Annotated in this window: 9 protein-coding genes; 3 read left to right on the top strand and 6 right to left on the bottom strand. The window is 32.1% G+C overall.

Annotated features, from left to right (window positions below; translation table 11 throughout):
- Positions 1–12: 12 nt before the first annotated feature.
- The 5 genes from B2741_RS04790 to B2741_RS04770 form a co-directional block, all read right to left on the bottom strand.
- On the bottom strand, positions 13–2,232 hold the full coding sequence (locus B2741_RS04790; RefSeq protein ID WP_291135916.1) for a RelA/SpoT family protein: 2,220 nt from the start codon (positions 2,230–2,232) through the stop codon (positions 13–15).
- A gap of 106 nt (positions 2,233–2,338) precedes the next feature.
- The gene (locus B2741_RS04785; RefSeq protein WP_291135914.1) at positions 2,339–3,133 is read right to left on the bottom strand and encodes a TrmH family RNA methyltransferase; all 795 of its coding nucleotides are present in this window, start codon (positions 3,131–3,133) and stop codon (positions 2,339–2,341) included.
- A gap of 63 nt (positions 3,134–3,196) precedes the next feature.
- Entirely contained in the window at positions 3,197–4,489 is a 1,293-nt protein-coding gene (locus tag B2741_RS04780) for an amidohydrolase family protein (protein ID WP_291135912.1), read from the bottom strand.
- 2 nt (positions 4,490–4,491) lie between these two features.
- Entirely contained in the window at positions 4,492–7,515 is a 3,024-nt protein-coding gene (locus tag B2741_RS04775; RefSeq protein ID WP_291135910.1) for an amidohydrolase family protein, read from the bottom strand.
- 97 nt (positions 7,516–7,612) lie between these two features.
- A complete protein-coding gene (locus B2741_RS04770) occupies positions 7,613–9,400 on the bottom strand; it encodes a gliding motility-associated C-terminal domain-containing protein (RefSeq protein ID WP_291135908.1) in 1,788 nt (595 codons plus the stop codon).
- A 109-nt stretch (positions 9,401–9,509) separates the two neighbouring features.
- On the opposite strand from B2741_RS04770, the gene B2741_RS04765 reads away from it, so the two are divergent.
- From B2741_RS04765 to B2741_RS04755, 3 genes are all read left to right on the top strand, one after another.
- The gene (locus B2741_RS04765; RefSeq protein ID WP_291135906.1) at positions 9,510–10,490 is read left to right on the top strand and encodes a GNAT family N-acetyltransferase; all 981 of its coding nucleotides are present in this window, start codon (positions 9,510–9,512) and stop codon (positions 10,488–10,490) included.
- Positions 10,487–11,587 carry a DegT/DnrJ/EryC1/StrS family aminotransferase gene (locus tag B2741_RS04760; protein WP_291135903.1) on the top strand — a complete coding sequence of 367 codons (1,101 nt, stop codon included), beginning with the start codon at positions 10,487–10,489 and terminating at the stop codon, positions 11,585–11,587. Before B2741_RS04765 ends, B2741_RS04760 begins: the two co-directional genes overlap by 4 nt.
- Before the next feature lie 95 nt (positions 11,588–11,682).
- Positions 11,683–12,870: an O-antigen translocase gene (locus B2741_RS04755; RefSeq protein WP_291135901.1), complete on the top strand. Its 1,188-nt coding sequence runs from the start codon at positions 11,683–11,685 to the stop codon at positions 12,868–12,870.
- On the opposite strand, the gene B2741_RS04750 is transcribed toward B2741_RS04755, so the two are convergent.
- On the bottom strand, positions 12,867–13,742 hold the full coding sequence (locus B2741_RS04750; RefSeq protein ID WP_291135899.1) for a glycosyltransferase: 876 nt from the start codon (positions 13,740–13,742) through the stop codon (positions 12,867–12,869). The two genes, B2741_RS04755 and B2741_RS04750, sit on opposite strands and share 4 nt — an antisense overlap.
- Positions 13,743–13,792 lie beyond the last annotated feature (50 nt).

The raw sequence follows: 13,792 nt of genomic DNA, 5'->3' as shown, positions 1-13,792 counted from the left end.
TATTAACTTTTGTTAATTATTATAAACCCTTGTTACCTTATCAATTCCATCTACTTTTTTGATGTTTTCAATCAATTTTTTCAGAATGGTATTGTTTTGAACAACAACAGCAACTTGTCCGTTAAAAATACCAGCGTCACTGCTCAACGAAATACTCTGAATATTCACATTCATTTGGTTTGAAATTACTTTGGTTAAATCGTTGGTTAATCCTAAAATATCCATTCCTGTGATTTTTAAAATGGCTTTAAATTCTTCTTGAGAGGAGTCAATCCATTTTGCTGGAATAATGCGATAGGCATAATTAGATTGCATACTAATGGCATTTGGACAGTCTTTTCTATGTACTTTTATTCCTTCATTAATACTAACAAATCCAAAAACTTCATCACCTGGAATTGGATTGCAACAGCTTGATAATTTATAATCTAATTTGTCTTGTTCTGAACCAAATACTAATAAATCGTATTTTTTACTAATTTCATTTTTGTGAATTTGTTCTGGTTGATTAGATGGCGAACGTTTGATAGTTTTCTTAAAGAAATTAACCAATGTGTTGCTTTTTTGAGCAGCATAATCTTTTAGTTGTTGGTTTTCAATTGCGCCAATTCCAGCTCGGTAATACAAATCTAAACTGGTTTGTAACTTAAAGAAGTTGACCAATTCATTAGTCGTATTTTCGTTAAGTACAATTTTTAAATGACGTAGTTTTCGAGTAAGAATTTCTTTTCCGTCTTCGGCAATCTTTTTAGTGTTTTCGTTTAAAACGTTTTTAATTTTATTTTTCGCTCTCGAAGTGGTAACATAATCTAACCATTGCGAAGTTGGTTTTTGATTCGCCGATGTAATAATTTCTACTTGATCACCACTATTTAAAACATGATTTAGCGGAACTAATTTTCCGTTTACTCTAGTTCCTCTTGTTTTTACACCAATTTCTGAGTGAATACTAAAAGCGAAATCTAACGAAGTAGCTCCTTTTGGTAACGATTTAATTTCGCCTTTTGGAGTGAATACATAGATTTCTTTGGCATACAAATTCAATTTAAAATCTTCTACAAAGTCAACTGCATTGGTAGAAGAATTTTCTAATGCTTCTTTTAATTGGTTTAGCCAAATTTCCAAACCATGTTCTTCAGTAGCTCCATTTTTATATTTGTAATGCGCTGCGTAGCCTTTTTCCGCAATTTCATCCATCCGTTCGCTTCGCACTTGAATTTCTACCCAACGACCTTTTGGTCCCATTACGGTAATATGAAGTGCTTCATAACCAGACGATTTTGGGGAAGAAATCCAGTCACGTAATCGACTTGGCGAAGGACGATAATGATCAGTAACTACAGAATATATTTTCCAAGCAATGAATTTTTCGTCATGTTGGTTGGCTTTGTAAATAATTCGAAGCGCAAATTTGTCGTAAACTTCATCAAAAGTAACGCCTTGAACTTTCATCTTTCTACGGATAGAATAAATCGATTTTGGACGACCTTTAATTGTGAATTCTATTCCTTCTTCAACCATTGATTTACTTAATACATCTGAAATAGTTTTGATGTATTCATCTTGCTCTTCTTTGGTTTCTTTAATTTTACTTACAATATCATTGTAAACTTCGGGTTCGGTATATTTTAAACCTAAGTCTTCTAATTTGGTTTTGATGTTGTATAATCCTAAACGATGAGCAAGCGGTGCATAAATATAAAGTGTTTCGGAAGCAATTTTGGCTTGTTTGTAATCCACCATACTTCCCATAGTTTGCATATTGTGCAATCTATCGGCGATTTTGATTAGAATTACCCGAACGTCATCGTTTAACGTCAATAGCATTTTACGGAAATTCTCCGCTTGCATTGAAATTTCTTGGTCGGTTTTAACCTTGGCAATTTTGGTTAAGCCTTCAACCAATTGAGCAATCTTAGGATTGAACATTTTTTCAATGTCCTCAACTGTAATATCGGTGTCCTCTACCACATCGTGCATTAAGGCGGCTGCTATTGAAGTTGCTCCCAAACCAATATCACGCGCTACAATTTTAGCTACGGCAATGGGATGGAAAATATAGGCTTCACCCGATTTTCTTCGTTGGTCTTTATGAGCATCAACAGCTACATCAAATGCTTTACGGATGATTTTTTTGTCTTCATCAGTAAGGGTTTGATAACTGATGCGAAGTAATTCTTTATATTCTTGCGCAATGGCTTTGTTTTCGGCTTCTAATTCTAACTCTGTCATACATTTTCTTTAACCAACTAAAAGTAAAGTATTTTTTCTAATTGTGCAAGAGTGAAAATAGAGAAATGAATAAAGAACAAAGATTTGACGTTGAATTTTGAAATTGCTATTGAAATTGTCTTTGTCTTTTAGCTTCGAATAGCAGAATAGCAGCTGCAACCGAAACATTCATTGAATCAATTTCGCCTTGCATTGGAATGATGATGTTTTTAGTGCTTTCTGTTCGCCATTTTTCTGATAAACCTGTTGCTTCTGTTCCAACCACTAAAGCAGTAGGAGTAGTGTAGTTTTGGGTGTGATATTCGGTTGAATCTTGTAAAGTAGCTGAATAAATATTGATTTTATTTGCTTTCAAATAAGCAATAACTTCCTCTGTAGTTCCAACCGCAATTTGTCGGGTAAACAAACAACCTACACTTGAGCGAACGATATTTGGGTTATATAAATCGCTTTTTGGATTGGCAATAATAACTGCATCAATATTAGCAGCATCAGCAGTTCTTAAAATGGCGCCTACGTTTCCGGGTTTTTCTAAGGATTCTCCAACTAATATTAGTGGATTTTTAGAAAGTTTTAAATCGGATAAGGCTAACGATTTTGTTTTGGCAATGGCTAAAATTCCTTCGGTAGTATCGCGATAGGCTAATTTTTGATAGACTTCTTTTGATATTTCGATACGTTCTATTTCACCTGATTTGACAAGATTTTTTATTTCTCTTTCAGAAATGATTTCAGGTAAAAATAGAATGGTTTCTAATTCATAGCCACCTTTTAGTGCCAATTCAATTTCACGTTTTCCTTCAATTAAAAAAGTGCCCGTTTGTTTACGAATTTTTGCCTTTTCTTGCAATTGAACTAACGATTTAATAAATGGATTTTGAACCGAGGTGATTTGTTTCATGAATAAGAAATTATAGAGCAAAAGTACAAAAAAAGCCTCTCATTTACTGAAAGGCTTTTAGTGTTATTTTTTTTGTTGTTCAAATTTTCCTTTGTAACGTTTGTACAATTCCGTGTGATGACTTTCTAAACTGATTTGTCTTCCATCAATAAAAGCGAAGGAAATAACATTCGTTTTCATATCTAAAGCATCGCCTTCAGAAATGAATAAAGTTGCGCTTTTACCTGATTCTAACGTTCCGTATTGGTTGTCAATTCCTAGAATTTTAGCTGAATTTCCAGTGATTAATTGTAACGCTTGTTCTTTTGAAAGTCCCCAAGCCGCACAAGTTCCAGCGTAAAACGGAAGGTTTCTGGTTTGCATACGTTCCATGTCACCAGCGTTTTGTAAGCCAACTAAAACGCCTGCATCTACTAATAATTTGGCATTTTTGTAGGGTAAATTTACATCTTCATCTTCTAATAAAGGCAAACTGTGTACACGATTTAATAAGACCGAAACGTTATTTTCTTTTAATAAAGCACCTACTTTAAAAGCATAATAACCACCAACAATTGTCATGTTTTTGATGTTGTTTTTCTTTTTGAACAAAACCGCATCGATGATTTCTTTTTCGCCATTTGCGTTTACATACAAGGTTTTCTCACCCGATTGTAAACCTTTCATAGCTTCGTAAGGAATGTCTTTTTTAGCATTTTTACTTCCCAAATAAGCAAAAGCATTGTCAAAATATTCTTGAATTGCTTTTACTTGTGGATCGTAGTTTTTGTTCATTTCAATGCCTCCTGGTTCTGCCCACCAACCCGCTCTTGAATAGCTTCTTGGCCAGTTTAAGTGAATTCCATCGTCGGTTTTAATCGAAGCGTCTTCCCAGTTCCAAGCATCTAATTGAACGATTGATGAAGTTCCTGGAATTCTGCCACCTCTTGGTGTAATTTGTGCTAATAAAACGCCATTTGGACGCGTAGTTTCAACTAATTTTGACTCGGCATTGTAAGCGATAATACTTCTTACGTGTGGATTGAATTGTCCAATCTCACTTTCGTCATCCGAAGCTCTTACGGCATCAATTTCAACTAAACCTAATGTTGAATTCGGCGCGATAAATCCTGGATATACATGTTTTCCAGATGCTTCAATCACAATATCGTGTTTGGCTGGTTTCATTACTGTTGCATCGCTAATTGCTGCAATTTTTCCATCTATAATCGAAATTAAACTGTTTTCAATTACTTGTCCGTTTCCTAAATGCGCTTTAGCACCTAAGATTAAAATCGATTTACTTTGTTTTGGAGCTGGCGTTTGTTGGGCAAACCCAAACAAAGAAATAAATAAAAGAACTATATATTTTTTCATTATTAATTGTATTTATAGTGAGACTCTTTGCAATATTCTCCTAAAGTATCACAGTGGTAGTGACCGTTTTCTTTTTTCTTAGGTAATTGCGTTTTCATTCCTTTGTTTTTAGCGTCTAACATGAAGTTAATCAAATCGGCTCTTTCTTTTTGAATTTCGCTCATCACTTCTTTCTCTTTTTCTAAATCATAGAAAATAATTCCGTCTACTAATGTTTTTTCTGCTCTAGTGTAGATAGATAAAGGGCTATCAGACCAAAGTACCACATCGGCATCTTTACCTACTTTAATACTTCCTACTTTATTGTCTACTTGAAGAATTTTTGCTGGATTTAGGGTTACGAAATTCCAAGCTTCTTCTTCCGTTACATTTCCGTATTTAACCGTTTTAGCTGCTTCTTGATTCAAACGTCTTGACATTTCAGCATCATCTGAATTGATAGATACTTTTACGCCTTCGTTCATCATAATAGCCGCATTGTAAGGAATGGCATCGTTTACTTCATATTTATAAGCCCACCAATCTGCAAATGTTGAACCAGCAACGCCGTGAGCCGACATTTTATCAGCTAATTTGTAGCCTTCTAAAATGTGTGTAAATGTTTGAATTTTGAAACCATAACGCTCTGCTAATTTCATCAACATATTGATTTCCGATTGTACGTAAGAGTGACAAGTGATGAAACGTTTTTTAGCTAAAATTTCGCCTAAAACTTCCATTTCGACATCAAATCTTGGCATTTTTTTATTTTTACCTGATTTGTAAGTATCCCACTCATTTTTGTATTCGATTGCTCTAGTGAAATAATCTTCGTAAACTTGTTCCACACCCATACGCGATTGTGGAAAACGGCTTCTTTCAAAATCGCCCCAATTCGATTGTTTTACGTTCTCACCTAAAGCAAATTTGATGTATTTTGGAGCATCTTTCACTAACATTTCATCAGGAGAATAACCCCATTTCAATTTGATGAAAGCTGCACGACCACCAATAGGATTTGCAGAACCATGTAACAAGTTAGCCGAAGTAACGCCACCAGCTAAGTTTCTGTAAATATTAATATCATCAGAATTTACCACATCTTCAATAGTAACTTCTGCTGATGAATTTTGCCCACCTTCGTTAACTCCATTTGAAATGGCAATGTGCGAGTGTTCATCAATGATTCCAGCTGTTAAGTGTTTACCTGTTCCGTCAACAACTTTTGCTCCAGTTGAGGGTAAGTTTTTACCAATTTTTGCAATTTTACCGTTTTGGATTAAAACATCTGTTTCTTTAAGATTTCCTTCTTTTTCACCAGTCCAAACCGTTACATTTTTGAATAGAATCGTTTCTTGTTTTGGTTTTTCGTCGTTTCCAAAAGAAATATTTGGATACGTTACAGCATACATAGACTGCACTTTTGGTTCGTCTTTTTTATCGTCTTTCTTTTTATCGTCTTTAACTTCAGTTGCTCTTTTAGTTGCTGTCCAAGATGTTTCGTTTCCATTTTCTAAAACGGCTTTTCCTTGCATCATGTCTTTTACGAAAGTTCCTGAAAGTCTAACGAAATTTGCTTTTGTAGTATCTTGATTTTTGATAACTAAATTCACCCAAGGATCATTGAACTGAATTTTTGTTCCAAAGTTGATGCTGTCTTTAACGGCTTTTGCTTCAAATTTTGAAGTTTCACCTTCGATTTTTAATTCGAATTTATGGTTGTCAAAAACTAAATCGTAAGTTCCTCTAATATCAGTAGGATTGATTTTATCGATGATATTTCGATTTCCTTGTACCCAGTTTTCTAAGATGTTGCTTTTGTCTTCAAAAATATCCCCTGAAACGATAATGAAATTCGCTAATTTTCCTTTAGAAATAGAACCTACTTTGTCAAATTGATTTACCAATTTTGCAGGAGTTTCTGTTAAAGCTAATAGAGCTTTGTCTTTTGGTAAACCATATAAAACGGCTTTTCTTAAATTAGAAAGAAATGATTTGGTTTCTTTTAAATCTGCTGTAGAAAGTACAAATGGTACATTATTCTCAGCCAAAATTTTCAAGTTAAATGGGGCTTGATTCCAAAATTTCATATCGCTCAAGCTTACTTGTTGCGCTAAGTATGGGTCAGAAACGTCATACGCATCAGGGAAGTTCAATGGAATGATAAAAGTAGCGCCTGATTTTTTGATTTCGTCGATACGCTCAAATTCATTTCCGCTTCCTTTAATTAGATATTTTACTCCAAATTCATCACCTAATTTATCTGCTCTCAATGCATTTAATTTATCGCCAGCGTTGAAGATTTGAAGTAAAGATTTGTTGTTGTTGAATGCTTCTAAAGATAAATCTTTATTAGTTGCATTTCCTTGTCCGTACCATTTAGCATCGTGAAATACTTGGCGAATTAAAGCCATACTTCCCATCATAGAAGAAGGGTAACTTTGCTTGGTAAATTTACTTCTGCTGAATGTGAAATGTTGCGATACTTTATCTTTAATCATTCTATCAGCGTTTGTCCCGAAGTCGTTTAATGTCCAAAGTAAACCTGTTCCTGCAATTACACCATCATTGTGGTGACTTAAAACGGTACCAAAACCAGCTTCTCTTAAACTTCCAGCTGCTTTTTGATCGTAGCTTAAGTTTTCGTATGCATTGTATTCTGGTTTGATGTGGTCGTTCCAATAATAACCTTCACGATTGGTATCGTATTGTGGTGTGAAGTTACCACTTGGTCTTGGTGTTGGTTTGTTGATTCCAAATTCGCTATATAATTCTACGAATGATGGATAAATTGTTTTTCCTGTTGCATCTACAATTGTAGCTCCTTTTGGAATAGAAATGTTTGTTCCAACTTCAACAATTTTGTTTTCTTTGATTAACAGCGTTGCTTTTTCAATTTTTTGCGTTGCTGATACATAAATAGTGGCGTTTGTAATAGCAACATAGTTTTTGAAGCTTTGTTTTACGCCATCATTTTTTGGAAAATATTCTTGAGCATTTCCGGAAAAAGAAATCAAGAATACTAACAATAACGATAAGTATCTCATGGTTTTTGGTTTAGTAATGGCTAAAGATAAAAATTATCTTCGATTTTAATTATGTAAGAAACGGATTTAAGAAATTTTAACTTTTGTTAACAGTAAATTATCGGTTTATATAAAGGTAGCCGGTTAATGGTTCGGAATAATTAGGATCATTTAAATAAAGGATATAATAATAAGTTCCAGCAGGCGCTAAAGTACTTCCAACTCCATCTTCCACATAACCATCCCAGTCGGGTTTGTTATTATTACCTGTCCATAAATGTTTACCCCAGCGGTTGTAAATTAATAATTCAAAATTCATAAAAATATCACGAAGTCCATCGATAAAAAAGGTGTCATTTGAATTATCTCCATTTGGAGAAACTGCATTATAAACTGTAGGAGGACAATTTTCAGTTAATAGTAAAAAAGAAGTAACAGCGAAACAACCATTATAAATTCGAATAAAAATTTCTTTTGGAGTTGTTATTGCTTCGTAGTTTGAAGTGTTTGTTATTGAATTTATATTTTGGACTGCATCATCATAATTTTCATGAAATGAAACGATATGGCTTGGATCTGTTTTAACTAACTCAGAGTAACTTGAAAAATCAAAAATACCTCGAGTTAAACCAAGATTACAAGTAGTTATCGAATTTAAATTATTGAAAGTTGGAGAAACAGTAAGTTCAATATCAATTTGGAAAGTGTTGTTGTTTTCTACTAGTTCTGTAACAATTCCAGAACCATTTCCTGTATCGTCAACAACAGCTAGCAATGAAAAATTTAGAGGAACAGAACTTGGAATTGTTAAAGTTATGTTCCCATTTTCGCTACCTCCAATTGGAATTATGTTTTGAGTGAATGCAGTTGCTATTGCTTGTGTTCCAGCATAAAAGGTGATTGGGGTGTTGGCTTGTAAAACTTCTGTACTATTCAAATTTGAAACTGTAAAATCAATTGCGACTTGTCTGGAATTACAAGTGGAAATTGGGTTTTCTAGCACAATAGTTGCATCAGGTAATTGACTGTTTAGTTTGGTAACTACAGTATTAATCATGATGAAATCTTGAAAAGAAGTTAATGCTATTGAAGCACTTGTATCCCCTATGGAAATATAACTATCAATTTCGTAAATATCCAAATCCATATTGTACAATTGGTTGGAACCTGTAACAGAATTAGTACTATTAAAAACGTTATTAGGTGGATTAAAAGGATTACTTATTGCAGTTCCATTTACTGTAAAAGTTTCGGTTGGTAATTGAGAATCTCCTTCCCAAGCAATGAATCCTGCTTTAGCATTGGCATTATTTAATACATATAAATTAGTTAAATCTATTTGTAAGGCATCTGGAACACCTTGTAAACCATCATAAATGTTTAGTTGATTTAATGTTAAACTAGGATTTTCATAAACAATTAATATGGCCCAACCTGCAAAATTTGTCTTTCTACTATAATGAAGTGCTTCAAAAGGAGAAATGTCTAAATTAGAAAGGGTATAAGTTCCATTTCCTGTTGTTTGAACTAAAGTTGTAATATCTTTAAACGCACTGAAATAGGTAAAAGTACTAGGGTTGAAAAATCTCGAATGCGAAAAAGTTCTATCAGGAGTAATTAGTGTTCCGTTTAAATCGACTTCAAAATCACCATCTCCACTGCCTGCCCAATATAAATAAGCTCTAATAATTGTGTCACTCGGACCTAAATTTAGTGTTGCAGATGCCGAAGTATTGGTTACATAAAAATTGGTTGGATTATTTTCAGCTATGTTCATTGTATTTCCCACAAATGTGAAATCGTATCTTCCATTTACTTGTGTGAATAGCGAAATATCTTGACCTTTTATAAAAGTAGGCAATAGAATTCCTAATAGAAAAATGAGGCAAAGTAATTTTTTCAACATACTGATTTAGTGAAAATTTGGTTCCAATTTACTATATTTTTTTTAAAAAACAGAATAAAGAAATCAGATGCCGTAAAAATTTAGTAATTTTCCGCTTTAAAATAATAGTTTGGGAAAGTATCACGTAGAAAAATATAGTTCAATACGTTATGATTTGTGGAACAAATTTGTAGCCAATGCCAAAAATGCTACTTTTTTATTTCATCGCGATTTTATGGAATATCATCAAGACCGATTTGAAGATTATTCATTGCTTGCTTTTGATGATAGTCAAGAATTAGTTGCTGTTTTGCCCGCAAATAGAGTAGGAGAAACCCTTTTTTCGCATCAAGGACTAACTTATGGTGGAATTGTAATTCATGAGAAAACAAAAATTTCCGATTTTATCTCGATTTCAAAATCTATTTTTGAATATTTGAACGCTCAACAATTTCAGAAAATAATTTTTAAAGAAATTCCAACTATTTACAACCAAATTCCTTCTGACGAATTGCAATATTTGATGTTTTTGATGCAAGGAAATTTGGTTAGAAGAGATGTTTTGTCGGTTGTAGATTTGAAAACCAATTTTTCTTTTTCACGCGATAGGAAAAATGGGATTAAACGAGGAATCAAAAATGATTTAGTTGTAAAAGAAGAACCTAATTTTGAATTATTTTGGAATGAAATTTTAATTCCAAATTTAGAAGTTAAACATCAAGCAAAACCAGTTCATTCATTGGAAGAAATTCAGTTGTTGTTTAGTAAATTTCCAAAAAATATCCGACAATTTAATGTATATCAAAACGATAAAATTGTGGCTGGAACAACCATTTTTGAAACGGATTTAGTAGCGCATTCTCAATATATTTCTGGTAATTCAGATAAAAACGAATTAGGAAGTTTAGATTTTTTACACGATTATTTAATTTCTAACGTTTTTAAAGACAAAAAATATTTCGATTTCGGAATTTCCAATGAAAATCAAGGTAAAAATATAAATGAAGGTTTATTGTATTGGAAAGAAAGTTTTGGAGCAAGAGCTATTACACAAGATTTTTACGAGGTTGAAATAAAAAACCACACACTTTTAGATAACGTTTTATTATGATACATTTCCTAAATTTAAGAAAACTAAACCAACCTTTTGAAGTTGCTTTTCAAAAAAAGATGAAGCAATTCTTAGATGGTGGTTGGTATATTTTAGGTAATGAAGTCAAGCAATTTGAAATTGATTTTGCATCTTATTGCGGCACAAAACATTGTATTGGAGTAGGAAATGGTTTAGATGCTTTGGTTTTAATTTTCAAAGGCTACATTCATCTGGGAAAACTACAAAAAGGAGATGAAGTTATTGTTCCGGCAAATTCTTACATTGCTAGTATTTTAGCAGTTTTACAAGCTGATTTAGTTCCTGTTTTAGTCGAGCCTAGATTAGAAACTTTCAATATAAATCCAGAAGAAATTGAAGCTAAAATAACTTCAAAAACAAAAGCCATTTTACCTGTTCATTTATACGGGCAATTGTGTGAAATGAAAGCTATAAATGAAATAGCTCAAAAGCACAATTTATTAGTTATTGAAGATGCAGCTCAAGCGCACGGAAGTCAGTTTTCAGAAAATGAAAAAGCAGGAAATTTATCAAACGCTGCGGCTTTTAGTTTTTATCCAGGAAAAAATCTTGGTGCTTTAGGTGATGCAGGATCTATTACAACTAGTGATAATGAATTAGCTGAAGTGCTTTTTTCTATGCGAAATTATGGTTCAAAAGTAAAATATGAAAACGAAATTATTGGTGTAAATTCTCGTTTAGACGAATTGCAATCGGCTTTTTTAAATATTAAATTAAAGCAATTAGATTCGGAAAATGAATTTCGTAGAAGTATGGCAAAACGTTATCTTTCGGAAATTAAAAGCGATAAAATCATGTTGCCAAATTGGGATTTATCTCAAAATCATGTGTTTCATTTATTTGTAATCCGAACTTCAAACCGATTAGCATTAAAAAATTATCTAAAACAAAATGGAATTGAAACAATGATTCATTATCCAATTCCACCTCACAAACAAAAAGCTTTATCAAATTGGAATAATTTATCGTTTCCAATCACTGAGAAAATCCATGATGAGGTTTTGAGTATTCCTTTGAATTCGGGTTTAAAAGCTTCCGAAATCCAACATATTATTACAATTTTAAATCAATATTGATTTTGGATATTTTTAAAAAAATAAGTCAAAACCAATTGTTTAAAGTTACTTCGCTAAGTAGTTTTAGCATTCTTGTACGATTAATTACTGGTTTTTTGTCATCTAAAGTAATTGCTTATTTTGTTGGTCCTTCAGGAATGGCTTTGATGGGAAATTTGAGAAGTTTTACATCATTATTAGAATCTGTTGGAACACTCGGAATTCAGAATGGCGTTTTACAAAATGTTGCTAAAAATCATCAAGATAGAGTAAAATTAAATTATTTTGTACGCCTTATTTTTTGGACACTTTTGTTTTTCTCGCTTTTAATTTCTACCGTTTTAATTTTTGGAAATTCGTATTTCGGAAAAATGATTTTCAATCGCCAATCGGAGTATAATTTTATTTTAAATTTTGTTGCTTTTTTTCTTCCATTTCAAGTTTTACATCTCTTTTTTATTACGGTTTTAAATGGTTTTAGTTATTACAAAAAAGTAACATTGATTTCGATTTATGGTTACATTGCTAGTTTGCTTACTTCATTTGTTTTTATTTGGTTTTATGGAGTATTTGGTGCTTTGGTTTCCATTTCCATAACTTCTTTTTTATTGTTTTTATTTTCAAGTTTTTATTTTTTTAAAGAGTTTTCTTTTGGAATTATTTTCAAAAGAATTCAAATCGATTTCAGTGTTTTAAAAGGATTGATTCCATTTGGAATTATGTCGCTTTTTACGGCTGTTTTAACTCCTGTTTTATACATTTTTATTCGAAATCTTATAGCTAAAGAAGTTTCTATTGAAGCTTCAGGTTGGTTTGAGGCGATGCAGAGAATTTCGGGATTTTATTTCATGTTTATTTCAACTTTAGTAAGTTTTTATTTCTTGCCAGAATTAATCAAAACCTCTTCTGAACATGAAAAAATAGCTATTACAACTAAGTTTTTTAAACAAGTTATTCCTGTTTTTTTAATTACTTTAATTGGTGTTTTTTTCTGCAAAGATTTTATAATTAAATTATTGCTAACATCTGATTTTTATCAAGTGAGAGAATTATTTGCTTGGCAACTTATTGGAGATTTTTTCAAAGCAATGTCACTAATTTTAGGAATTCGATTTTATGTAATTAAAGACTTAAAAGGCTATCTTCTCACTGAAAGTATATCATTTTTAGTCTTTTTTGTTGCTTCTTGGTTTTGGATTCCAATTTATGGTGCGATTGGAGCTGTAATTAGTTATGCTGCTACTTATGTAGTTTACTTTTTAGCTTTGGTTGTCTATTTTAGAAAAGTTATTTTTAAGTCTTAAATGTTTTTCAAACGTACCTTGATTTCCAATAACAAAAGCTTAAAAAGTAACTTGAAGTGTTTCGCTTTTATAAACTTATACATTTCAAATCGAATTCTTCCCAACAACGCTTTGTGCTCGTCTTTTGTTTTGTTTAAATGATATGCTTTGACTAAAATTCTCAAAGTAGATTCGTTTAACTTTTTTGCTCTCAAATTGTTTTCAATCAAAAAATGAGAACTTAATGAATCAGAAACAATTCTTTTTTTTGCCAGAATTTCAGAAATGTATTCAAATTCAAAATCTCTGGAAGTTCTAATCCATAAATCTAAATCTTCGTAGGCCAAATCTTCGTCATAATATTCCAATTTTTCCAAAACCGATTTTTTAATCATTGAAGAAACCGAACAAATTTTGGTTGTTCTTCCTACAACCATTCTGTAAATATCTCCACTTTCTGGGCGATCTTCTTCGTTGTAATAATTATTTAGGAAGTTACCGTTTTCATCGATTTCGATTAAATTTCCGTAAACAATCCCCAGATTTTTATATTTAGAATTTTGAAAAGTTGTGACTTGTTTTTCAATGCAATTAGGAACTAATAAATCATCTGCGGCTAAATCAATGATAAATTCGCCTTTTGCTTTTTTAGCCAATTGATTAAAGGTTTTGGTGTTGCCCAAATTCTTTTCATTAGAAGAAAAATGTACTTCAGGATGATTTTTTACCCAATCTTTAATTACTTCGATCGAATTATCGTCACTACAATCATCTGCAATTAGTAATTCAATATTTGGGTAGGTTTGATTAATGACAGAATTCAAGGCTTCCACTACGTAAGCTTCGTGATTGTAAGACAAACAAATAACACTAACAAGCGGAAAATTTTGCATATTGGGTTTTTAAATCTATTTTTATGCTAAATTACTAAACTAATTCAACC

Source organism: Flavobacterium sp. UBA7663, from assembly GCF_002483315.1.
In the GTDB taxonomy this organism is placed as follows: Bacteria; Bacteroidota; Bacteroidia; order Flavobacteriales; family Flavobacteriaceae; genus Flavobacterium.
Note: the sequence above shows the minus strand (reverse complement) of the source record. Positions and strands in the feature narration are given on the sequence as shown.

Bases quoted from the DNA above. Each gene is read 5' to 3' on its own strand.
- B2741_RS04790 (WP_291135916.1), bottom strand. From the start codon at position 2,232: ATGACAGAGTTAGAATTAGAAGCCGAAAACAAAGCCATTGCGCAAGAA.
- B2741_RS04785 (WP_291135914.1), bottom strand. From the start codon at position 3,133: ATGAAACAAATCACCTCGGTTCAAAATCCATTTATTAAATCGTTAGTT.
- B2741_RS04780 (WP_291135912.1), bottom strand. From the start codon at position 4,489: ATGAAAAAATATATAGTTCTTTTATTTATTTCTTTGTTTGGGTTTGCC.
- B2741_RS04775 (WP_291135910.1), bottom strand. From the start codon at position 7,515: ATGAGATACTTATCGTTATTGTTAGTATTCTTGATTTCTTTTTCCGGA.
- B2741_RS04770 (WP_291135908.1), bottom strand. From the start codon at position 9,400: ATGTTGAAAAAATTACTTTGCCTCATTTTTCTATTAGGAATTCTATTG.
- B2741_RS04760 (WP_291135903.1), top strand. From the start codon at position 10,487: ATGATACATTTCCTAAATTTAAGAAAACTAAACCAACCTTTTGAAGTT.
- B2741_RS04750 (WP_291135899.1), bottom strand. From the start codon at position 13,742: ATGCAAAATTTTCCGCTTGTTAGTGTTATTTGTTTGTCTTACAATCAC.